This is a genomic window from Brevundimonas pondensis (genome assembly GCF_017487345.1).
Taxonomy (GTDB): Bacteria; Pseudomonadota; Alphaproteobacteria; order Caulobacterales; family Caulobacteraceae; genus Brevundimonas; species Brevundimonas pondensis.
In genome coordinates this window covers 823,439-845,845 of record NZ_CP062006.1, presented here as the reverse complement: position 1 = coordinate 845,845, position 22,407 = coordinate 823,439, and the positions used below count along the sequence as shown (strand labels likewise).

At 65.3% G+C, this 22,407-nt stretch carries 18 protein-coding genes; 13 read left to right on the top strand and 5 right to left on the bottom strand.

Features of this window, described 5'->3' with window-relative positions:
* On the bottom strand, window positions 1–1,470 hold the full coding sequence (locus IFE19_RS04400; protein ID WP_207826045.1) for a mannitol dehydrogenase family protein: 1,470 nt from the start codon (window positions 1,468–1,470) through the stop codon (window positions 1–3).
* Window positions 1,467–2,882 carry a glucuronate isomerase gene (uxaC, locus tag IFE19_RS04395; protein WP_207826042.1) on the bottom strand — a complete coding sequence of 472 codons (1,416 nt, stop codon included), beginning with the start codon at window positions 2,880–2,882 and terminating at the stop codon, window positions 1,467–1,469. Before uxaC ends, IFE19_RS04400 begins: the two co-directional genes overlap by 4 nt.
* Window positions 2,883–3,224: 342 nt before the next feature.
* Between uxaC and IFE19_RS04390 the strand changes: the two genes are divergently transcribed.
* From IFE19_RS04390 to IFE19_RS04365, 7 genes are all read left to right on the top strand, one after another.
* Complete coding sequence (locus tag IFE19_RS04390; RefSeq protein ID WP_207826033.1) at window positions 3,225–5,981, top strand: TonB-dependent receptor; 2,757 nt, start codon at window positions 3,225–3,227, stop codon at window positions 5,979–5,981.
* 177 nt (window positions 5,982–6,158) lie between these two features.
* Entirely contained in the window at window positions 6,159–7,562 is a 1,404-nt protein-coding gene (locus IFE19_RS04385) for an amino acid permease (RefSeq protein WP_207826032.1), read from the top strand.
* Between the two features lie 96 nt (window positions 7,563–7,658).
* Complete coding sequence (locus tag IFE19_RS17980; protein WP_318780465.1) at window positions 7,659–8,162, top strand: oxidoreductase; 504 nt, start codon at window positions 7,659–7,661, stop codon at window positions 8,160–8,162.
* Entirely contained in the window at window positions 8,078–9,670 is a 1,593-nt protein-coding gene (locus IFE19_RS04380; RefSeq protein ID WP_318780473.1) for an oxidoreductase, read from the top strand. Before IFE19_RS17980 ends, IFE19_RS04380 begins: the two co-directional genes overlap by 85 nt.
* Window positions 9,671–9,683: 13 nt before the next feature.
* Window positions 9,684–10,115 carry a nuclear transport factor 2 family protein gene (locus tag IFE19_RS04375; RefSeq protein WP_207826031.1) on the top strand — a complete coding sequence of 144 codons (432 nt, stop codon included), beginning with the start codon at window positions 9,684–9,686 and terminating at the stop codon, window positions 10,113–10,115.
* 20 nt (window positions 10,116–10,135) lie between these two features.
* Complete coding sequence (locus IFE19_RS04370; protein WP_207826030.1) at window positions 10,136–10,669, top strand: PadR family transcriptional regulator; 534 nt, start codon at window positions 10,136–10,138, stop codon at window positions 10,667–10,669.
* 237 nt (window positions 10,670–10,906) lie between these two features.
* Entirely contained in the window at window positions 10,907–11,644 is a 738-nt protein-coding gene (locus tag IFE19_RS04365; RefSeq protein ID WP_207826029.1) for a response regulator transcription factor family protein, read from the top strand.
* A 268-nt stretch (window positions 11,645–11,912) separates the two neighbouring features.
* On the opposite strand, the gene IFE19_RS04360 is transcribed toward IFE19_RS04365, so the two are convergent.
* The gene (locus IFE19_RS04360; protein ID WP_207826028.1) at window positions 11,913–12,158 is read right to left on the bottom strand and encodes a hypothetical protein; all 246 of its coding nucleotides are present in this window, start codon (window positions 12,156–12,158) and stop codon (window positions 11,913–11,915) included.
* A 328-nt stretch (window positions 12,159–12,486) separates the two neighbouring features.
* Here IFE19_RS04360 and IFE19_RS04355 point away from each other — a divergent pair, with 328 nt between their 5' ends.
* The 5 genes from IFE19_RS04355 to IFE19_RS04335 all read left to right on the top strand — a co-directional run bounded on the left by IFE19_RS04355 (window position 12,487) and on the right by IFE19_RS04335 (window position 19,000).
* Window positions 12,487–13,614, top strand: a complete 1,128-nt coding sequence (locus IFE19_RS04355; RefSeq protein WP_207826027.1) for a sensor histidine kinase — start codon at window positions 12,487–12,489, stop codon at window positions 13,612–13,614.
* Window positions 13,611–14,399, top strand: a complete 789-nt coding sequence (locus tag IFE19_RS04350) for a LytR/AlgR family response regulator transcription factor (protein ID WP_207826025.1) — start codon at window positions 13,611–13,613, stop codon at window positions 14,397–14,399. Before IFE19_RS04355 ends, IFE19_RS04350 begins: the two co-directional genes overlap by 4 nt.
* A gap of 200 nt (window positions 14,400–14,599) precedes the next feature.
* Window positions 14,600–17,653, top strand: coding sequence for a TonB-dependent receptor plug domain-containing protein (locus IFE19_RS04345; protein WP_207826023.1), 3,054 nt, complete (start codon window positions 14,600–14,602; stop codon window positions 17,651–17,653).
* 173 nt (window positions 17,654–17,826) lie between these two features.
* Window positions 17,827–18,771, top strand: a complete 945-nt coding sequence (locus IFE19_RS04340; protein WP_207826021.1) for a Dyp-type peroxidase — start codon at window positions 17,827–17,829, stop codon at window positions 18,769–18,771.
* Window positions 18,772–18,787: 16 nt separating this feature from the next.
* Window positions 18,788–19,000, top strand: a complete 213-nt coding sequence (locus tag IFE19_RS04335; RefSeq protein ID WP_207826019.1) for a hypervirulence associated TUDOR domain-containing protein — start codon at window positions 18,788–18,790, stop codon at window positions 18,998–19,000.
* A gap of 7 nt (window positions 19,001–19,007) precedes the next feature.
* On the opposite strand, the gene IFE19_RS04330 is transcribed toward IFE19_RS04335, so the two are convergent.
* The gene (locus IFE19_RS04330; RefSeq protein ID WP_207826016.1) at window positions 19,008–20,870 is read right to left on the bottom strand and encodes an ATP-binding protein; all 1,863 of its coding nucleotides are present in this window, start codon (window positions 20,868–20,870) and stop codon (window positions 19,008–19,010) included.
* 12 nt (window positions 20,871–20,882) lie between these two features.
* Complete coding sequence (locus tag IFE19_RS04325) at window positions 20,883–21,431, bottom strand: heme NO-binding domain-containing protein (RefSeq protein WP_207826015.1); 549 nt, start codon at window positions 21,429–21,431, stop codon at window positions 20,883–20,885.
* Between the two features lie 176 nt (window positions 21,432–21,607).
* Between IFE19_RS04325 and IFE19_RS04320 the strand changes: the two genes are divergently transcribed.
* Window positions 21,608–22,402: an SDR family oxidoreductase gene (locus IFE19_RS04320; RefSeq protein ID WP_207826012.1), complete on the top strand. Its 795-nt coding sequence runs from the start codon at window positions 21,608–21,610 to the stop codon at window positions 22,400–22,402.
* The last annotated feature ends 5 nt before the right edge of the window (window positions 22,403–22,407 follow it).

The window sequence follows — 22,407 nt, the reverse complement described above, 5'->3', positions numbered from 1 at the left end:
CTACTCCGTCACACGGCGCGCGGCCTCGACGGCGCCGTTCTCTCTCAAGGACAGGAAGGCGCCCGTTACCGCCTCGACAAAGCGCCGATCGGTCGCCAACGATGCCGGGAAGACCGCTGACAGGGTCAGCAGGGCGCGGACCTCGGCCTCGTCGTTCTCGGACGCCGCGATCAGTTCGGCTGTGCGCGCCGCCAGAGGGTCGTCGACCACCACGGTCTCTCCGCTCTCGGTCACGCCCTCCTGCCAGCGCATCCAGGCGGCGACGCCCAGCGCCAGGGCTTCGATCCCCTGCCCGGCGGCCAATCGCTCGGCGGCGCCGGCCAGCAGCCGTTGCGGCAGCTTCTGCGAGCCGTCCATGGCGATCTGGCGCGTCCGATGCATCAGAGCCGAGTTGGAGAAGCGGGCCATCAGTTCGTCGCGATAGGCCGACACGTCCAGCCCCGGCGGCGGGTTCAGCGTCGTCTGCGCCTCGTCCCACAGAGCCTCGATAAAGGCGCGGAAGGCCGGGACAGCCACGGCCTCATGCACATGCTCATTGCCCGACAGGGCGCCGAGATAGGCCGTCGCCGAATGGGCGCCGTTGAGCAGGCGCAGCTTGGCGTCTTCCCACGGCGCGACCGCGTCGGTCAGTTGCACGCCGAAGGCGACAAAGTCGGGCCGCTCGCCCGCGAACCAGTCCTCGATCACCCACTGGGTGAAGGGCTCGGCCTTGACCATGCCCTGGTCCTCGAGACCGAGGCGGGCGCTCAGCCGGGCCACGTCGTCGGGGATGGTCGCCGGCACGATCCGGTCGATCATGGTCTGGGGAAAGGCGCCCTCGGCCTCGATCCAGTCGGCCAGCGACCGATCAACATGGCGAGCCATGGCGATGACCCCGGCGCGGATGCGCTGGCCGTTATGCGGAAGATTGTCGCAGGAGATGACGGTGAAGGGCTTCAGCCCCGCCGTCTTGCGCGCCTGCAAGGCCGCGACGATGAAGCCCGGCGCGGTGCGGGGCGCGGCGATGTCGGCCAGATCCGCCGCCACCTCCGGATCGTCCATCAACAGGACGCCGGTCGCCGGGTCGAGGCGATAACCCTTCTCGGTCACGGTCAGGGTGACGATATGGACGTCGGCGTCGGCCATGGCGGCGACCAGGGCTGCGGGGTCTTCCGCCCCCACCAGAACCCCTCGTCCGGCCCCGATCACCCGCAGGTGCTCATCCGAGCCGTCGCGAACGACCAGGGTGTAGAGGCCGTCCTGCGGGTTCAGTTGGTCGCGCACGCCCGGCGAGCGCAGCGAGGCGCCCAAGACGCCCCAGCGCAGGTCGCCGCTCTTCAGCGCATCGTCGAACACCACCGCCTGGTGGGCGCGGTGAAAGGCGCCGATGCCCAGATGGACCACGCCGGTCTTCACGTGACTACGGTCATAGGCGGGGCGCGCGACCTCGGCGGGCAGGCCCTTCAGGGCCGCGTCGTTCAGGCGGGTCACAGCTTGTAGGCCGCCTTGACCAGACCATAGGTCAGGGCATGGGCCAGCTCATGGGCCTCGTCCTCCTCCATCCGGTGTTCGACCACCATCTTCGCCAGGAAGCCGCAGTCCATGCGCCGGGCCACGTCGTGACGCGCCGGGATCGACAGGAAGGCGCGCGTGTCGTCGTTGAAGCCGACGGTGTTGTAGAAACCCGCCGTCTCGGTGACCTGTTCGCGGAAACGACGCATGCCCTCGGGGCTGTCATGGAACCACCAGCTCGGCCCCAACTTCAACGCCGGATAGTGACCAGCCAAGGGGGCCAGTTCGCGGCTGTAGGAGGTCTCGTCCAGGGTAAACAGGATCAGGGTCAGGCGCGTGTCAGACCCGAACCGATCCAGCAGCGGCTTCAGCGCCCGCACATAGTCGGTCTGGGTCGGAATATCGCAGCCCTTGTCGCGGCCAAAGCGGTTGAACACCGTGGCCGAGTGGTTGCGGAAGCTGCCGGGGTGAAGCTGCATCACCAGACCGTCCTCGACCGACATGGCGGCCATCTCGGTCAGCATCTGGCCGCGGAACAGTTCGGCGTCTGCTGGCGTCGCCGGGGCGGTCGAGACCCGCTTGAACAGGGCCTCGGCATCCGTTTTCGACAGGTCGGCGGTGAAGGCGGTCGGGTGGCCGTGGTCGGTCGAGGTGGCGCCCATCTCGATGAAGAAGGCCCGGCGGTCGCGCAGCGCCTGCAGATAGCCGCCCCACGACATCGTATCGCGGCCGGTCTGCTCGGCCAGGATCTTCAGATTGTCGCGGAAGCCCTCGTAGTCCGGGTCCAGAACCGGGTCGGGGCGATAGGCGGTCAGGACCCTGCCCTTCCAACCCGAGGCCTTGATGACCTTGTGGTGTTCCAGCGCGTCGAGCGGGCTTTCCGTCGTGGTCAGGACCTCGATGTTGTAACGGTCGAACAGGGCGCGCGGCTTGAAGGCGTCGGTCTGCAGCGCCGCGTCGATGACGTCGTAGTAGTGGTCCGCCGTCTCGGCCGACAGGCGCACGTCGATGCCGAAAGCCTCGGCGTAGACCCAGTCGTGCCACATGCGCGAGGGCGTGCCGCGGAACAGGTGATAGTTCTCGGCGAAGCGGCGCCAGATCTTGCGCGGATCAGCCTCGACCGGGCCGCCGTCGGCGCGCGGCACCCCCAGGTCCTCCATCGCCATGCCCTGCGAGTGCAGCATGCGAAAGACGTAGTGATCAGGCGTGATCAATAGCTCGGCCGGGTTGGCGAAGTTCTCATTGCCCGCGAACCAGGCAGGGTCCGTGTGGCCGTGCGGGCTGATGATCGGCAGCCCCTTCACCTCGGCATAGAGACGGCGCGCGACGGCGCGGGTGTCGGCGTCAGCCTGAAACAGACGGTCGGGGTTCAAGCGCAACGGCTGGGTCATGCGAACTCTCGAAGCGGAGATACAGGCCCGCGGATGCTCGGGCTGGTGAAAGACGATTCGCATGTCGTGGCAGACGCGCGGGGCTGGGTCGGCATGATCATCTCCCTGTGCGCCGCCCGCCTCGATGCGGTCGGTCATGGTTTTTCTGTGCGCGGTCAGGACGTTTGCACCCCGCCGGATCGACGTTCGCCATCGCCTTGCCACACGCAGAAAACTATGCGTAGCTATGTATGACACCGGTGCCATAGCGTGACAAACGCAAATGACACCGGTTCCCGCGATCGCGGCGGCTGGAACGGGGACGTGCGATCCCCGAAAGGCTCAACTGGGAGGAGGATATAGATGACCCACCACGCTACCCGTGCGCGCCATGCGCTGACCCTCGGCGCCTCTTTGGGCGTTCTGACGCTCGCTCTGGCCGGCGCCGCGCAGGCGCAGCAGGCCGAGCCGGAAACGACAACCGTCGATGAAATCGTCGTCACCGGCTTCCGCGGCAGCCTGGCCCAGGCCCTGAACGTCAAGAAGCGCGAGGCCGGCGCTGTCGATGTTATCGTCGCCGAGGACATCGCCGACTTCCCGGACCAGAACCTGGCCGAAGCCATCCAGCGCATCCCGGGCGTCGCCATCACCCGCGACGCCGGCGAAGGCCGCAACATCTCGGTGCGCGGTCTCGGCCCCGATTTCACCCGCATCCGCATCAACGGCATGGAGGCCCTGGGCACCACCGGCGGCACAGACAGCTCGGGCGGCACCAACCGCGGCCGCGGTTTCGATTTCAACGTCTTCGCCTCGGACCTGTTCAACAGCATCACGGTGCGCAAGACCGCCTCGGGCGAAACCGAGGAAGGCTCGCTGGGCGCCACGGTCGATCTGCGCGCCGCGCGTCCCTTCGACTACAAGGACGGCCTGACGGTCGCCGTCTCCGGGCAGCTCGGCTACAATGACCTGGCCCAGAACGCCGACCCGCGCGGCGCCTTCCTGATTTCCAACACCTGGGCCGACGGCAAGTTCGGCGCCCTGCTCTCGGTCGCCTATTCGACCCGCGAGGCCCTGGAAGAAGGCCACAGCACCGTGCGCTGGCAGGGCGGAAACATCGGCCGCGCCGGTCAGGGCCAGGGCGTGATCAACGCCTTCACCCCTCGCCTGCCGCGCTACGGTATTCTGGAACACGATCAGGACCGCCTGGGCGTCACCGCCGCCCTGCAATGGCGCCCCAGCGATGCGACCGAAGTCAGCCTGGATGTCCTCTACGCCGACTTCAGCGCCACTCGCTTCGAACACTTCCTGCAGGCGCCGGACTTCAGCGCCAGCGGAAACGCCGGCCGCAACGGCATCATCGTTCGCGACTCCTTCGTCGACGCCAACGGCAACATGCTCTATGGGCGCTTCGACAACGTCGATGTGCGCTCAGAGTCCCGCTACGACGAGTTGTCGACCGAGTTCACCCAGGTCACGCTGAACTTCAAGCATGACTTCAACGACCGCTTCCGCATGGACGCCCTGGTCGGCTCCAGCAAGTCCGAGCACGACAACCCGATCCAGACGACCCTGCTGTTCGACAAGACGGACTCGCAGAATTACGTCTATGACTATCGCCAGAACTCGAACCTGCCGCTGATCACCTACGGCTTCGACGTCAACGATCCGGCCCAGTGGCGCCTGTCGCAGATCCGCATGCGGCCGCAGACGGCTGACAACACCTATGACACCGTCCAGGTGAACACGGTCTTCGACATCAACGACAACGTCCAGCTGAAGACCGGCTACTTCTTCAAGGACTATACCTTCGCCACGACGGAACAGCGCCGCGATCCGGCCAGCTGCACCCCGCCGCTGGCGGTCACAGCCAATGCCGAGGCCTGCATCCCCGCCGCCGTGGCTGCCGCGGCGATCGGAAGCTACAGCCGCTCGGTCGGCTTCTCGGACGGTTGGGACATTCCGTCGGGCACGGCACTGAACTGGCTGATCCCCGACTATCAGAAGGCGGCCGACCTGTTCGGCTTCGACAACTACGCCCTGAGCTGGATGCCCGCGAGCGGCAACAACCGCTCGGTCGAGGAAAAGACCACGGGCGCCTACGCCCAGGTCGACTTCGACCTCGACACCGCCTTGCCGATCCGTGGCAATGTCGGCGTGCGATACGTCACCACGGACCAGTATTCCAAGGGCTACCAGATCGCCGCCGGCACGCCGATCCAGGTGCGGTCGAGCCGCAGCTATGACGACTGGCTGCCCTCGGCCAACATCGTCATCGAACCGCGCGAAAACCTCCTGATCCGTCTGGCCGCCGCCAAGGTCATGGCGCGTCCGGGCCTGGGCAGCCTGACCCCCGGCGGCAGCGTCTCGGTGTCCGGCAACAACCGCACCGTCAACTCGGGCAACCCCCTGCTCGACCCGACGCGCGCCACCACCTACGACATCGGCGTCGAATGGTATTTCGCCCCGGAATCCATTCTGGCCCTGGGCGTCTTCCACAAGAAGATCGACAGCTTCGTCGCCACCAACGCCGTCACGGCCCCCTTCACCGGCAACGCCTTCGGCATTTCCGACAGCGTGGCCATCGCGGCCTGCGGCTCGGTGGCCGGTTGCTCGCCCTCGGCCGACTGGGTCTTCAACCAGCCAGTCAACACCGAAGGCGGCGACCTGACCGGCTTCGAAGTCTCCTACCAGCAGCCCTTCACCTTCCTGCCCGGCATCTGGTCCAACTTCGGCGTGATGGCCAACTACACCTTCGTGGACTCGGAGATCGAATATCCGAACGGCGTCACCAACACCCTGACCGAACTGTCCAAGAACGCCTACAACGGCACGCTCTACTACGAGGACGAGCGTTTCAGCGCCCGCGTCTCGGGCACCTACCGCGACGGCTACCTGACTCAGGTTCCGGGCCGCAACGGCAATGCGATCGAGGGCGTGGTCGACACCTTCAACGTCGACGCCTCGGCCTCGTGGCAGGTCAACGACAGCTTCACCCTGACGCTGGAAGGCATCAACCTGACCGACGAAGTGCCGACCCAGTACGTCGGCGACTACAACCTGGTCTCGGTGCACCACCACACGGGTCGTCAGGTGTTCGCCGGCTTCCGTTACAAGTTCTGAGCAGACTTCCACCGTACTCCTGAACGGTGAACTCGGCGCCGGCGATCTGATCGCCGGCGTCTTTTTTCGTGTGCTGACGGTAAGGAGGTCCTGAAACGGCCCGGAGAGGGTTATGAGGAAGGGGATTCCGAGCCTTGGCTCGCTATGCCTCGATCACGCCCCACGCAGGAGTCCCGAATGGGCCGCTGGAACACGCGCAAACGCCTTGATGAAACCCCGCGCGAGGGACAGGCCCTGGCGCGCACCCTGAGTTGGCCTCATCTGGTCGCCATGGGCGTGGGCGCTATCGTCGGCACGGGCATTCTGACCCTGATCGGCATCGGAGCCGACAAGGCCGGGCCGGCGGTCCTGCTCTCGTTTCTCATCGCAGGCTTCGTCTGCGCATGCGCAGCCCTGACCTATGCCGAAATGGCGACGATGATCCCGGCCTCGGGCAGCGCTTACACCTACAGCTATGTGGTCATGGGTGAAATCGCCGCCTGGATCGTCGGCTGGAGTCTGATCCTGGAGTACAGCCTGGTGGTCAGCGCCGTGGCTGTCAGTTGGTCCGGTTACGCCGCGCCTCTGCTGCAGAACTGGATCGGCATGCCCATGGCGCTAATGCAGGGCCCCCACGCAGGCGGCATCGCCAATCTGCCGGCGCTGTTCATCATTATGGCCGTCGGCGCCCTGTTGATCGCCGGCGCTCGCAAGAGCGCCTCCCTGACCCTGCTCCTGGTGGTGGTGAAGCTGTCGGCCCTGGCGCTGTTCGTCTGGTTCGCCCTGCCTCACTTCAACGCCGCCAATCTGGAGCCCTTCAGCCCCTACGGCTTCACTCGCGCGATGGGCCCCGACGGCGTCGAACGCGGGATCATGGCGGCGGCGGCTATCATTTTCTCGGCCTTCTACGGCTTCGACGCCATCGCCACGGCGGCCGAGGAGACCAAAAATCCCAAACGCGACCTGGCCATCGGCATAATCGGCTCCATGTTCGCTTGCGCCGCGATCTACACCCTGATCGCCGTCGCCGCGCTGGGCGCGACACCCTTCACCCGTTTCGCCAACAGCCCGGAGCCACTCGCCCTTATCCTGCGCGAAATCCAACAGCCGGGCGCCGCCCGCTTCCTGGCGATCACGGCGGTCATCACCCTGCCGACAGTCATCATGGCCTTCTTCTACGGGCAGAGCCGCGTCTTCTTCGTCATGGCCCGCGACGGCCTGCTGCCCCATGGCCTTTCAAAAGTCTCGGCGCGGGGCGCACCGGTTCGCATCACGCTTTTCACAGTGGCGATCGTCGGCGTCATCGCCGTCTTCCTGCCGCTCGACGAAATCGTGGCCCTGGCCAACGCCGGCACGCTGGTGGCCTTTACCGCCGTCGCGGTCTGCATGCTGATCATGCGCCGGCGCGTTCCTGACGCGCCTCGGGGCTTCCGCACGCCTCTCGCCTGGATCATCGGCCCCATAGCCGTGCTCGGTTGCCTCTATCTGCTTTTCAGCCTGCCGCAGACGACCCACTTTGGGTTCCTGATCTGGAATCTCGTCGGGCTTGGCTTCTACCTGCTCTATGGTCGGCGACACAGCCGAGCAGGCACAGGCGGTTAAAGCGTCTCCACAACCGAGACGACGATTTGCAACCTATTGCATAATATCGAGACTGCGATACCTGTTATGCAACTGGATGCATAACAGGCCGCCGCCATGCCCTATCCCGAACTGCTGAAGCCGCTCGATCTGGGCTTCACCACCCTGAAGAACCGGGTGCTGATGGGCTCGATGCACGTCGGGCTGGAGGAGGTCGAGAACGGCTTCGAGCGCATGGCCGCCTTCTACGCTGAGCGGGCGCGCGGCGAGGTCGGACTGATCGTCACCGGCGGCATCTCGCCCAACGAACGCGGCCGTCCCATGCCCTGGGGCGCCAAGCTGACCACCGAGGAAGAGGCCGAGCATCACCGCCGGATCACCGACGCCGTCCACGCCGAGGGCGGCAAGATCGCCCTGCAGATCCTGCATTTCGGCCGCTACGCCTATCACCCCGACCTTGTCGCCCCCTCGGCCATCCAGGCCCCCATCACCCCCTTCGCCCCCATGCCCTTACCGGCGAGGAGGTCGAGCAGACCATCGCCGATTTCGTCAACTGCGCGGCCCTGGCTCAGTCCGCCGGCTATGACGGCGTCGAGGTCATGGGGTCCGAGGGCTATCTGATCAACGAGTTCATCGCCGCCCGCACCAACCAGCGCGACGACGAATGGGGCGGCGCCTATGAGAACCGCATCCGCCTGCCGATCGAGATCGTGCGCCGCACGCGTGAGAAGGTCGGCCCCGACTTCATCATCATCTACCGCCTGTCGATGCTCGATCTGGTCGAGGGCGGCTCGACCGCCGACGAAGTGGTGCAACTGGCCAAGGCCATCGAGGCGGCGGGCGCCACCATCCTCAACACCGGCATCGGCTGGCACGAGGCCCGCATCCCGACCATCGCCACCAGCGTTCCGCGCGCCGCCTTCGCCTGGGTGACCAAACGACTGAAGGGCGAGGTCTCCATCCCCCTGGTCGCCACCAACCGCATCAATACGCCCGAGGTGGCCGAGGGCCTGCTGGCCGAGGGCTATTGCGACATGGTGTCGATGGCCCGCCCCCTGCTGGCCGACGCCGCCTTCGTGCAGAAGGCGCGTCAGAACCGCGCCGACGAGATCAACACCTGCATCGGCTGCAACCAGGCCTGCCTGGACCACACCTTCGCCGGCAAGATCACCTCCTGCCTGGTCAACCCGCGCGCCTGCCACGAAACCGAACTGGTCATCGCCCCGGCTGAAACGGCCAAAAAGATCGCCGTGGTCGGCGCCGGCCCGGCCGGCCTCGCCTTCGCCGTCACCGCCGCCGAACGCGGCCACGACGTCACCCTGATCGAAGCCGCGAACGAGGTCGGCGGCCAGTTCAACATCGCCAGAAAAATCCCCGGCAAGGAGGAGTTCGGCGAAACCCTGCGCTACTTCCGCAGGCAGCTGGAACTGACCGGGGTCAAGCTCCGCCTCAACACCCGCGCCGAGGCGAATGCCCTGGCCGACGAGGGCTTTGACGAAATCGTCCTGGCCACCGGCGTCAGCCCGCGCACGCCCGAGATCGACGGCGTGGATCACCCCAGGACCCTGTCCTACCTCGACGTCCTGCGTGACGAGGTCCCGGTCGGCAAGACTGTCGCCGTCATCGGCGCCGGCGGCATCGGCCACGACGTCAGCGAGTATCTGGTCGAACGCCATGAGCCGCCGTCGATCGACCGCTTCTTCCGCACCTGGGGCGTCGATCCTGAGTACAAGACCGCCGGGGGCCGCACCGCGCCGCAGGTCGAACCGGCCGAGCGGCAGGTCTTCCTGATGCAGCGCTCGACCGGCAAGGTCGGCGAGCGTCTGGGCCGCACCACCGGCTGGATTCATCGCGCGGCGCTGAAGATGCACGGCGTCGTCACCGCCAGCGGCGTCTCGTACAATCGCATCGACGACCAGGGCCTGCACGTCACCATCGACGGCGCCGAAAAGACCTTGCCGGTCGATCATGTCGTTATCTGCGCCGGTCAGGAGCCCCTGCGCGACCTGCACGACGATCTGGTCGCGCGCGGCTGCTCGGTCCGCCTGATCGGCGGGGCCGACGTCGCCGCCGAACTGGACGCCAAGCGCGCCATCGACCAGGGCGTGCGCCTGGCCGCCGCTATCTAAGGGAGGGAACCCCATGACGACGCTGAACCTGCACCCCGCCGCCGCCGCGTCTCTGGCCAGATGGCACGACATGGTGGCGCGCGCCGACGTGAGCGATCTGCGCGCCATCGTCCACCCGGACGCCACCTTCCGCTCGCCGGTGGCCTTCAAGGCCTATCACAGCGCCGACGCCCTGATCCTGGCGCTCGGCACGGTCATCACCGTGTTTCAGGACTTCGCCTACCACCGCGAAGCCGCCACGGCCGACGGCCTGAACGTGGTGCTGGAGTTCAGCGCCCGCGTCGGCGACCGGGGGGTGAAGGGCATCGACTTCATCCGCTTCGACGAGGACGGCCTGATCACGGACTTCGAGGTCATGATGCGCCCCATGAACGGGGTTCAGGCCCTGGCGGTCGAAATGGGCGCGCGCCTCGGGACGCTTCTGCCCGCCTTCAAGGCCTCCTGAGGTTCGGCTATTCAGCCCCGATGTCCCTGCCCCATGCTCTTCTGACGTCGCTTGCCGAACGCCCCGGTTCCGGGTCCGAACTCGCCAGCCGCTTCGACCGCTCCATCGGCTATTTCTGGCAGGCGACGCACCAGCAGATCTATCGTGAACTGGCCCGACTGGAAGCCAATGGCTGGGTCAGAAGCGTCGCCATTGAAGGCGCGCGCGGTCGCAAGAGGCGCTACGATCTCCTGCCCCAGGGCCTTGAGGAGCTCGCCCGGTGGACGGCAGAACCCATGGATCCGCCCGCCATACGCGACGAATTGATGGTCCGCCTGCGCGCCGAGAGCGTGATCGGACCAAGCGCCCTCGCGCAGCGGCTAACGGAAATGCTGAGTCTGCATCGGCAAAAACTGGCCGCCTATCAGGCCATAGAGCGACGCGACTTCGTCTCCTCTTCATCCGATCGCCGACGTCGTCTGCAGCACCTGGTGTTGAAGGCCGGCGTGGATTTCGAACGCCAGCGCATCGCCTTTTATGAAGACGCCCTGTCTATTCTGGAAGACGATGGCTGATCCGCGCTTTTGGTCATGCTCCCCCAGAGGTCTGGCGATCTGGCTGCCGCCCCCGCCGTCCAGTTCGTCCTGGCGCGCGAAGCAGCCAGCCGGGCCTTCCCCCGTCAAACGACGAAGAGCACGACAAGAGCGACGAAGACACGATACAAAATTCACAACCCGCTACTGACCGGACGAAAGTCGTCGCAACGCCCTTACGAATACGGACACTGCGACATTCCAAGGACGGAGCCGAGGTTGAACCTGTACCGTGATCTGCACATGGCGGATATGCCTGAAAATCGTCTGTCCTCGGGCGATCCCGGCAATCTGCTTCTGATTAACCTGGGCGACGACGAACCCCACGCGCTCGGCAGCTACCTGGAACGGGCCGGCTTCATCGTCTCGGCGACGACGTCTCTCGACCATATGCGTGACAGGGAAGTCTCTCTGGCCGGTCACTTCGATGCCGTGGTGCTCGCGGCGCGCCTGCCGAACTGTGCAGCCCTGGGCGCGGTCCGTGACCTGAGCCGTCCGGATAGCCCGCCCCTGCTCGTCGTCGCCCTGGAGGGTGAAGTGGTTGAACGGGTTCTGGTCCTTGAAATGGGCGCTGGCGATCTTGTCGGACGTGAGACCGCGCCACGCGAAGTTCTGGCGCGCTTGCATCGACTGATACGTCGAAAGCCTGAAACGCCCCTCCCGTCGCCAGTCCTGCCGACCTTCGACGAAACCTGGACCATGAAACTGGCCCAGCGCGCCCTCATTACGCCGAAGGGACAACACATCAGCCTGAGCGGCAGGGATCAGGCGCTGCTGGAAGTCTTCACACGACACGTCGACGGCTTCATTCTTGAGGATGATTTTCCTCGCGGCCATATTCGCACGGCCATCAGCCGCCTGAAGCGAAAGGTCATGCTGAATTCAGGCGTGGAGCTGCCGATTCAGAACGTCTGGGGCCAAGGATACCGCCTCGATGCAGTGCTGGTGACGCAGTGAGCCTGGAGAGCCCCCGTCCCGAGAGCATCGACGCCGGCCAAAGGCCCGCACCTGCGCGGCTCATCAAGCGCAAGGCCGTCATCACCGTGGAATATGAGGCGCTGGATAATTTTGACGTCCGCGCCCAGGAAAGCGAGATTCGACGGGTCCTTTCCGATCTGCAGCCGCGTTTTGATCGCCTCGACGTGCGCTTTCAGGATCGCAGACCCCGCAGCGTCCCGCGCGCGGCCGCTCCGGATCGGATCTGGACGCGGGACCGAAGAACCTTCTAGCCCGCCACCGCGCCCCGTCGCCCCGGATCGCCGGCGTGAAGAATGGCCCGTAGTTGCTCCGCCAACATCAGCCCCGCGGGCGTCGGCGCAAGGTGGCGCGTCCGGCCGTCGCGCCCGCGCGACAGCTCCACCAAGCCCAGCCCATTCCCCAGGGTCCCGGCCTCTCCTGCGACAGCCATGGCCCGAACGCCACGCGACACGACCGCATCATTACGCCCGCACAAGGCGGAAAGCTCCGTCATGCGAACCCCCTCGCATCTGATGATATGCAGGAACATCGCCGCCTGACCCAGGCTCAAGCCAGGGGCCGCGCGCTCAAATTCTCCCAGAGCCGCCAACAACACATCGGTCATCCGGTCCATGTCTCGTTCCATCACCGCCCCCCTCTTCCAAACCGGGCACATTGTGGCGGCTCCCTGTCTTTTCCGACCGCGCCAAGACCCCGCTTCATCGATTTCACTCCAGACCTGTCTCGCGAAAAGCGACGCTTCGTCGCGTTAAGACGCGACTTCGCCGACGGGGCTTTGCGCCACGACGTCGTTGATGCTTCTTCGCAATGCAGGAGGCGGAATGAACACGCACGACGACTGGACGCACAGGGCAGGCCCATGGGCCTTCAGCCGACTGGATGGCATGGTGGTCGTGCTGACCATCGTCTTCTGGACGATCAACGCCCTGCAACTCGGCGCCCGTTCCCTGATCTCTCCCACAGACTTCAATCAACTGGACGGCGTGATCCTGGCTCGCCTGGCCAGTCTGGGCACCGGCATCATCCTGACCCTGAGCATGTGGCTCTTCCTGCGCCGCCTTGGCGAGACGCGCGCCTTCGCCTGGTTTTGGCGCGCCGCAGCCCTGGGTCTCGTGGTCTGCCTGATCCACACAGTGCTGAACGCCGGCTATTTTCGTCTGTTGACTGACTATCACATTCAGGCGGGCGAGCATTTCCTGCGTCCGCGCAACCTCGCCTCAACCTACATCTCCTTTCTATGGCCGATCATGACATGGTCAGCCCTGTGCGCTGTCATGGTCGCCAGCGACAACCTACGTCGCCAGCAAGCGCGAACGGCCCAGGCCCAGGCGGCAGCCCAACAGGCCCAGCTTGCCGCCCTTCGGTTGCAGATTCAGCCTCACTTCCTGTTCAACACGCTGAACGCCGTCTCCAGCCTGATCGGCGAAGGACGAACACAGGAGGCGGACACAACCCTTTTGCGGCTCGGCGCCTTCCTCAGACATACCCTGGCCGCGGCGCCGCACGACCGCGTCAGCCTGGCCAGCGAACTCGAGAACCAGAACCGCTATCTCGACATCGAGGAGATCCGTTTCTCGGATCGACTACTGCGTCGCATGGCGGTCGAGCCCCAAACCCTGTGCGCCCTGGTGCCGGGGCTGATCCTTCAGCCATTCGTGGAGAATGCGGTCAAGCACGGCCTGGCGCGCTCGCTGGACCCGGTCACTCTGGAGATCGGGGCCCGCCGCGACGGCGCGCGCCTGGCGTTGTGGGTCAGCGACAACGCCGCCGGGCGCCCGCACGACAGCACCCGGGGGCATTTCCTGAATCAGGGTCTGGGCCGAAGTCTGGACAACGCGGAACAGCGCCTCAGGCTGTTGTACGGTCCCGACGCCTCCTTGCGATACGGACCCGGATCGTCTGGAGGATGGCGCATCGATCTCGATCTTCCTTTCGAGGCCGCCGCATGAAGGTGCTGATAGCCGACGACGAGCCCCTGGCCCTGGCCCGGATGCGCCAGGCCCTGGCCTGCATTCCCGAAGTCGAACTGATCGCGGCCGCGCGCTCGGGAGAAACGGCGCTGCAGTTGATCCGCAGCCTCGCGCCCGACATCGCCATCCTCGATATCGAAATGCCGGTCATGGACGGCCTGGGCGTCGTCGCCCGGTTGCGCCAGAGCGATACAATCCCCGAGATCATCTTCGTCACCGCCTTCACCCAGCATGCGGTTCAGGCCTTTGAGCTCAATGCGGCCGACTATCTGACCAAGCCGTTTGAATTCGAACGGCTGCGCGCCGCGATCCGACGCGCACGTGGGCGGCTGGAGGCCCGGAACTCGGATCAGCGCTTTGCCGAGCTTCAGGCTCTGGTCGCCACGCTGCAGCAAGCATCTCCCCCCTCCTCACATGAAACCGAAATATGGGTGAGGCGGGCCGACGGCCTCTATCGACAACCCCTGGATGAGGTCGACCATATCCTGGCCCAGGGCGACTACGTCGAACTGCACACACGCGGCGCATCCTACCTGGTGCGCGACACCATCAGCGCCCTGGAGCAGAGGATCGATCCGGCACGCTTCGTGCGCTGCCATCGCTCGGTCATCATCAACCTTGCCTTCGTACGAGGAATGCGTCGACGCACCGGACGCAAGATCATTCTTACCCTTCTCGACGGCAAGGAAATCCAGGTCGGGCCCAGCTACTGGGAGCAAATAACAAAAACAATGAACATAAAACCATGGAGAAAGTCGAATTAGCGATAAATAATTGCAACATCGCAATTAATATTTACGTGTCGCAATTGTTGCTACAATCTCAATAATACAAAACATACAGAAGGATTTATTGCCCACATCTGCCCCGTAAGTACTGTTCACCCGCTCCATCACGACACGGTCGATGGCGGAACAATCTTACAAACTGCGCGCCCGCAGGGTGCGCCGGGAGGGCATTGATTTTGAGAACTCATCTTTTCCGCCGGCATCTGCTGGCCACCACCATCGTCGGCGGCGCCCTGGCGGCGGCCATTCCGGCTCTGGCGCAGACAGCCCAATCCTCACCGGGCGCCAACGAAGCCACGACCGTTGACGAAATCGTGGTGACCGGGTCGCGCATCGCGCGCCCGAACCAGGATTCGCCGGTTCCGGTCTCGGTGATCACAGCCCAGCACATCGAGGCCACGGGCCAGATGAATACGGGCGACATCCTGCGCACCTTGCCGGAAGCCGGCGTCTCGACCTTCACCCCGACCACAACGACCTTCGCCACGGCCAACAATGGCGTCACCACGGTCGATCTGCGCAATCTGGGCGAAAACCGCACCCTGGTTCTGGTCAACGGCCGTCGTCACGTTGCAGGCGTCGTCGGCAGCCAGATCGTCGACTTCAACACCATTCCGACCGACTTCATCGAGCGCGTCGATGTCGTGACCGGCGCCGCCTCGGCCGTCTACGGTTCCGACGCCCTGGCGGGCGTGATCAACATCATCACCCAGAAGGACTTCGAGGGCCTGGAACTGTCGGCCCAGGGCGGGATCACCGATCGCGGCGACAACGAAAACTACAAGATCGGCCTGAAGTTCGGCTCCAACTTCGCTGATGATCGCGGGAACTTCGTCGGCTCGCTGGGCTGGCGGAAGACCGGGTCGGTCTATGCCCGCGACCGATGCGACCGCCAGATGTGCGTCGACGCAGGCGTCACCAGCGCACGCGATCAGGTGCCCGGGATATTCTCATCCTACATCCCGCGCGGCACGGCGCTGATTCCCCGCCCCGGCGGCCTGGGCAATCTGACGCGCGTGGTCGATGATAGCGGCGCGGTCGTGCCCTACACCAACGCTGGATTCGGCTATAATCGCGCGGCCGAACGCCAGCTTTACGTCCCCGAGGAGCAGATCCGCTTCAACGGTCAGGCGACCTACAACATCAATGACAACCACCGTTTCTTCTCGGAGATGTCGCTCTTCCACGGCCGCACCTCCAGCGAAATCGAGGGCAACCCGGTCGGCTCGGACAACATCTACACGAACGAGTTCGGGATCGATCAATTCCCCGACTGCCGCGACTTCGACGGCGATGGCGACAGCGAGTGCCGCTATGGCGTGCCCATCGCCAGCGCCATCGTGCCGACAGCCCTGGCCAACGCCGTACGCGCCCAGAACCCCGGCGTGGCCGACAGCGATCTGGTCGTCGGCTTCCGCCGCCGCATCAACGACGTCGGCAACCGCGGCAATGATTCCGAACGTTCCATGGCGCGCCTGGTCGCCGGGTTCGAGGGGGATATCACCCCGAACCTCAGCTATGAACTCAGCCTGAACTATGGTCGTTCGGACTATGACCAACGCACCAATGGCGACGTCATCACCAGTCGCTTCAAGGACGCCCTGGACGCCGTCATTGTCGGCGGGGAAACCGTCTGCCGCGACACCGTGGCCCGCGCCCAAGGCTGCCGCCCGATCTACGTCTTCCAGGAAGGCGGCATTTCCAAGGAAGCCGTCGACTACTTCAAGGCCTCGACGGGTCTGGACGCCTTCCAGGAGCAGTACATCGTCAACGGCTATGTGAACGGCACGCTGCCGAACGTCTCGCCGGCCGGGGACATCGGCTTCGTCATCGGCGTCGAGTATCGTGAAGAAGAAGCCCGCTCGACCCCCGACCCCCTGACCCAGAAGGGTCTGGCGACCGGCAATCTGACGCCGGAAACGCGCGGCGCCTTCGATGTCCGCGAAGCCTTCGCCGAACTGCGGGTCCCGTTGCTGGCGGACCTGCCCTATGCGCAGGCGCTGGATCTGAACCTGGCGGCGCGGGTGTCGGACTACAGCACCGTCGGCTCGACCACAGCCTGGGCCGCCTCGCTGGAGTATCAGCCGGTCGAGTGGCTGAAGCTGCGTTCGCAATACGCCGTGGCCGTACGCGCGCCCAACATCAACGAGTTGTTCAACGCCGGCTCGCAAACCTTCCCGATCGTCACCGACCCGTGTGAAGGCGTGACCCTGCTCAACGGTCAGGCCGCCTTCTTCAACACGCGCTCCAACATCGCTGACCCGGATGTCGTGCTGAACAGCGGCGTGGACGCCTCGACCATCGGCAACGCCGTGGCCCAGGCCTGTATGCTGGACCCGGCGGTCGTCGCCCGTGTCGCACGCGACGGCGGCTTCGCCCTGACCCAACCCGAAAAACAGGGCACGACAGGCTTCAACATCGGCAACCCCGATCTGACGCCGGAAACTTCCAAGACCTTCACCGCGGGCTTCCTGTTCAACCCGCGCTGGAACGACTGGTGGTCGCGCCTGTCGGTTTCGGTCGACTACTATGACATCTCCATCGACGACGGCGTCGGCACCTACGGCCGCCAGACCTCGCTCAACCGCTGCTACGAGAATGCGGCGTCCTATGTCCCGACCTCGCCGTTCTGCGGCGGCATCCAGCGCTTCGCGGCCGGATCCTCGGTCGGCGCCCTCAACCAACTCGACATCCGCAACCTGAACCTGGCGGTGATCAACGTCGAAGGCCTGGATCTCAAGGCCAGCTACAGCCTGGATCTCAACGACGCCTTCCCGGCGCCGTCGATGGACCTGGGCAGTGTTTCAGCATCGCTGACCTACAGCCACCTGCTGGACTTCGGCTCGACCGCCTTCCCCGGCGCCGCGTCGCAGACTTTCGCCGGAACCGTCGGGTCGCCCGAGAACGAAGCCGTGCTGAACCTGCTCTACGCCCGCGGTCCGCTGCAGGCGACGGTCGGCGTCCAGTATGTCGGCGAAGCCGATACCGGCCACTTCAACGAAGCATGGAAATCAGCTCTGCCGTCGATGACCTTCGTCAACGCCCAGGTCCGCTATGAGTTGAATGAGCGCGTCAACGTCTACGCGGGCGTCGACAATGTCTTCGACGAATACATGTTCATCGCCGGCACCAACGGCGACAACGGTCAGGCCACCGGTTGGACCACCTTCCCCGACGTCTACGACGGCCTGGGACGGCGCTTCTACGGCGGCTTCCGCTTCAGCTTCTGATTGAAATCGAAGCTACCGAGACCGAAGGGTCGAGCGCCAGCTCGACCCTTTTTTCGTTCACCCTCGGCCGTTGCAGCGCCCGGTCCCCCGCACAGAACCTCAACAAGGAGCTTTTCAACAGCGCGGCCGAAAGGCAGATACCGTGTGATCAGCCTCCCCGTCGACGGATCGCCATGAACGCTCACGCTCCCGCCCTGATCTCTCAGCCCGTCTGCGCTCCGTTGACGCCGGCGGCCCTGTTTCTGGTCCTGAATATCGCACCAGGCGAAGCGGCCGAAACCGCTGTGCGTGAGCTGTGCGGCGACCTGTCGTCCCTGCTGCGCGGCGTCGGCTTCCGCGACCTGCAGGGTGAGCTGAGCTGCGTCATGGGCTTCGGGTCGGAGGCCTGGGATCGCCTGTTCGGCGCGCCCCGCCCGAAGAACCTGCATCCCTTCCGTGAAATCAACGGCGTTCACCGCGCCGTCTCGACGCCCGGCGACATCCTACTGCACATCCGCGCGATGCGCCCGGACCTCTGCTTCGAGCTGGCCATGCACGTCATGGATCGCCTCGGCGAAGCCGTGACCACCGAGGACGAGGTGCACGGCTTCAAATTCTTCGACAACCGCGACCTGCTGGGCTTCGTCGACGGCACGGAAAACCCCGTGCCCCAGGTCGCCGGCGCCGCCGCCCTGGTGGGTGACGAGGACCCCGACTTCATCGGCGGCAGCTACGCCATCGTCCAGAAATACCTGCACGACATGAAGGGCTGGAACGCCCAGCCGGTCGAACGCCAGGAAACCATCATCGGCCGCTTCAAGCTGTCGGACATCGAGATGAAGGACGAGGCCAAGGCTCCCTACGCCCACAACGTCCTGACCAACATCGACGACGAAAACGGCGAGCAACTGCAGATCGTGCGCGACAACATGCCTTTTGGCGAAGTCGGCAAGGGCGAGTTCGGCACCTACTTCATGGGCTATGCCCGCGAACCCGGCCGGATCGAGCGGATGCTGGACAACATGTTCATCGGCTCGCCGCCAGGAAACTATGATCGGCTGCTGGACTTCAGCCGCGCCGTGACGGGAACCCTGTTTTTCGTTCCCACCGTGAATTTCCTCGACGACGTCGAGGCCTGACCGAAGGCGACGCGACATGGGCGACAGGTTCAGGATCGGCGATCATGTCGCCTGGAACTCGGAGGCCGGTCGCGTCTCGGGCGTCATCATCGCCGTCCACACCCAGGACTTCGACTACAAAGGGCACACCCGCCACGCCACGACGGCTGAGCCGCAGTGCGAGATCCAGAGCGACAAGACTGATCATGTGGCCGCCCACAAGGGCGCGGCGCTCAGCCGGCTTCGCTGAGCGCCGCCTACCCGGCCTTTTCCATTGCCTCGGGCTGCTCGACCCGCGCCGCCGCCCCGGCGAGGGCGGCGAACAGTTCGCCGACCTCGATGGGCTTCTTCAGCACCCCATCGACACCAGCGGCGCGATAGCGGCTGACGTCCTCGGCGAAGACGTTCGCGGTCAACATGAAGATCGGCATTTCGCGGGGCAGACCGCCCATGGCGCGGATGGCCCGAACCGCTTCCGCCCCATCCATGCGCGGCATACTGGCGTCCATCAAGATCAGGTCGAAGGCGTTGACCTGAACAGCCTCGACCGCCGCCAGGCCGTCCTCGACCAGGGTCAGCTCGACACCCAGCGGCTCCAGCAGGACCTGCAGCACCTGGCGGTTGGCGGCGTTGTCCTCGGCGGCCAGAACCCTCAGGGGACGATCCATCGACGCCTCCAAGACATCGACCGGATCGACGTCCTGAACCGCAGCCCCCGCCTCGGCGGGGAACTCGAACCAGAAGCGGCAACGGCCGTCGGGGGTCTCGTCCTGGCCGATGGTTCCGCCCAGGCTGGCCATGTTGCCGGCGCAGATGGCCAGGCCCAGCCCCGTGCCGCCGACCTGGCGGCCGGAATCCGTCTGCTCGAAGGCCTCGAATATCCGTGCGCGGTCTTCGGGGGAGACCCCGGGTCCCTGATCGATGATCTCGACACGGACCTGATAACGGTCCCGGGTGCGCTCGGCGCTGACCGCCAGCACCAGTTCGCTGCCTTCCGGCGAGAACTTCAGGGCGTTGGACAGCAGGTTGACCATGGTCTGCTCGATCTTGCCCTTGTCCGAGACCAGGGCGCAGTCGTCGGGCAGGCCGTCGAGATCAATGATCAGGTCCACGCCCATTTCCTTTGCGCGGGGGGTCCAGACGCGCCCGACGGCGTCCATGGCGCCGCCCAAGTCGAAGGTCCCCATATGGGCCGACATCTTGCCGGCCTCGATCTGGGCCAGATCCAGAACGGCGTTGAGCAGACGCAGCAGCATGCCCCCGGATTCCCGCACCCCGTCCACCAGGCTCTGCTGCCTGGGCGAAAGCGGCGTGCGCGCCAGGCCCTCGGTCAGCCCCAGCACCGCGTTCAGCGGCGTGCGGACCTCATGGCTGGTCACCGCCAGGAAGGCCGACTTGGCGCGGTTGGCCGCCTCTGCTGCGACGCGCTGGGCCTCGGCCTCCTTGACCATGCGCTCCAGTTTGGCGTTGCGGGCCTTGGCTTCGGCCTCGGCGCGACTACGCTCGATCACCCGGCCCAACTGGACGCCGATCTGGGCCATGGTCCTGAGGATGGCCTCATCCGGTTCGGCGACCTTGTAGGAGAAGAACTCCAGCACCGCCGCCACCTCCCGGCCCACCATGACCGGAAAGGCGAAGGCCGCGCGCAGGCCGCATTGCTTGGCGACCTCGGTGCGAAGGAAGTTGTCGGCGATCGTAACGTCAGGAATCCAGACGGGAGTCTTCTCCGCCATCACCCGGCCGGGCAAGCCTACGCCTGCAGTGAAGGTGAAGCTCTCGGATCGGGAGCAGAAGTCGGCGGCGTCCTCATTGTCCCTGACCCACCACAGACGGGTGGAGGCCATGACGACACGACGACCATGCTTGCGCACATAGGCGTGGCCGACGGGCCAGCCGGTAAAGCCGCAGACCTGCTCCAGCGTCGTCTTCAGCGCGGCGTCGGCGTCCTGACTGAGGTTGCAAGCCACCGCGATCGTCTCCAGCAGACGCAGTCGTTCGGCGCGAAGGAACAGCTCGCGGGTGCTGCCCTCGACGATGGCTTCGGCAGCGCGCCGCGCGGCCCGCTCGCGCTGCAGACGGCGCTCCAGGCGCGTCGTGTAATCGTCGTGATCTACTTCCACTCGGGGACCTCGTCAGGCCGCGAACCGCGGCCAGTGAACATGAAAGATGCATCGATCGTCCCCTCGGTCGATGCATTGCGGATGCTGGACATCCAGGTCCTCGCCATAATGGGCGCCTGCGCCTTCAAGGAACCCCTGCCCCAGGGCGCACAGGCGACGGGTCGAACGATAGTCCAGGCTAAGGCTTCCGTTCGCGCCCTCGCGGATATGGAAATGAGGACATTCCGCGCCGACGTAGATCTTGCGGACCTCGAAATGGATAATGTCATTGACGCCCAGGACAAAGGTGCGGGCGGACACATGCTCGTCGAAGAAGCCCGGGAAAAGCCTGGCCAGGTGAGGCATGGCCTCCTTCCCGAACCAGCGCAGGACTTCGGCTGACGACAAGCCCAGCTTCGCCCCGGCGGCGTTCACCAGGGCCGTCATGTCCTCGTCGGGATAGCTGCCAGCCGACGTATAGACACCGTCGACTTGCGCCGCGTCAATCAGATCGTCCCAGACATCTTCGCCGTGGTGTTGGCTGACCACGTCCTGCAACAGGTTGAAGATGATGCCCTTCATAGTCTCACTCCGGCCAGAGGCTCTTCCGACCGGTAGGCTTCCAGGCTTTGTAATATAGTTAAGGAAACCGCCGTTCCCGGCCGAATTCCAGCACCCCGCCGGGCTCGGAAGGTTAACAGAATTCGGGAACCATCAGTCGATCCCCTGGTTCATCTGCAACCTCGACAGGAGACGTCATGGCTGCAGCAGACCCGCATGATCGCACTGAGCCGATGTCGGCCTCGAAAGACAGGAGATCCGTGCTGGTCACGGGCGCCGCCACCGGCTTCGGACGCGGCGTCGCCCTTGGCCTGGCGCGGCGCGGCCACCGGGTCTGGGCCGGGTGCCAGATCTGGCCCCAGGTCTGGGAACTGCGTCAAGTGGCGGCGACCGAAGGCCTCGAGATCGAAGTCATCAAGCTCGACGTCCTCAACGAGATCGACCGGACCAAGGCCTTCGACCTCGAGGTCGACGTCCTGTTCAACAACGCCGGGATCATGGAATCCGGCCCCATGGTCGAGATCCCGCTCACCGTCGTGCGCTCCGTGTTCGAGACCAATGTCTTCGCCGCCCTGGAACTGGCCCAGGGCTTCGGGCGCAAGATGGTCCGGGGCGGCGCGGGCCGCATCGTGTGGACCTCGTCCGTGGCGGGCCTGGTCAAGGTGCCGTTCGACGGCGCCTATGCGGCGTCCAAACACGCGGTCGAGGGCCTATGCTCCGCCCTGCGCGAGGAGTTGAGGCCCTATGGCGTTCAGGTCGTGACGGTGAACCCCGGCGCCTTTCGCACCGGCTTCAACGACACCGGCATGGAGGCGATGGATCAATGGTGGGGTCAGGGCGACCGCGTGGTCGAGCACTGGCCGGTACGCGAGCTGACCCATCAACACGACCCCGCCGAAATGATCGAAGCCATCATCGAGGTCATCGAGGCTGAACAGCCCCCCCTATCGCACCGTCCGCCCTGCCGCCGCCGAAGAAATGGCCCGGCGTGAACAGC

Bases quoted from the DNA above. Each gene is read 5' to 3' on its own strand.
- uxaC (WP_207826042.1), bottom strand. From the start codon at position 2,882: ATGACCCAGCCGTTGCGCTTGAACCCCGACCGTCTGTTTCAGGCTGAC.
- IFE19_RS04390 (WP_207826033.1), top strand. From the start codon at position 3,225: ATGACCCACCACGCTACCCGTGCGCGCCATGCGCTGACCCTCGGCGCC.
- IFE19_RS04385 (WP_207826032.1), top strand. From the start codon at position 6,159: ATGGGCCGCTGGAACACGCGCAAACGCCTTGATGAAACCCCGCGCGAG.
- IFE19_RS17980 (WP_318780465.1), top strand. From the start codon at position 7,659: ATGCCCTATCCCGAACTGCTGAAGCCGCTCGATCTGGGCTTCACCACC.
- IFE19_RS04375 (WP_207826031.1), top strand. From the start codon at position 9,684: ATGACGACGCTGAACCTGCACCCCGCCGCCGCCGCGTCTCTGGCCAGA.
- IFE19_RS04370 (WP_207826030.1), top strand. From the start codon at position 10,136: ATGTCCCTGCCCCATGCTCTTCTGACGTCGCTTGCCGAACGCCCCGGT.
- IFE19_RS04360 (WP_207826028.1), bottom strand. From the start codon at position 12,158: ATGACGGAGCTTTCCGCCTTGTGCGGGCGTAATGATGCGGTCGTGTCG.
- IFE19_RS04355 (WP_207826027.1), top strand. From the start codon at position 12,487: ATGAACACGCACGACGACTGGACGCACAGGGCAGGCCCATGGGCCTTC.
- IFE19_RS04350 (WP_207826025.1), top strand. From the start codon at position 13,611: ATGAAGGTGCTGATAGCCGACGACGAGCCCCTGGCCCTGGCCCGGATG.
- IFE19_RS04340 (WP_207826021.1), top strand. From the start codon at position 17,827: ATGAACGCTCACGCTCCCGCCCTGATCTCTCAGCCCGTCTGCGCTCCG.
- IFE19_RS04335 (WP_207826019.1), top strand. From the start codon at position 18,788: ATGGGCGACAGGTTCAGGATCGGCGATCATGTCGCCTGGAACTCGGAG.
- IFE19_RS04325 (WP_207826015.1), bottom strand. From the start codon at position 21,431: ATGAAGGGCATCATCTTCAACCTGTTGCAGGACGTGGTCAGCCAACAC.
- IFE19_RS04320 (WP_207826012.1), top strand. From the start codon at position 21,608: ATGGCTGCAGCAGACCCGCATGATCGCACTGAGCCGATGTCGGCCTCG.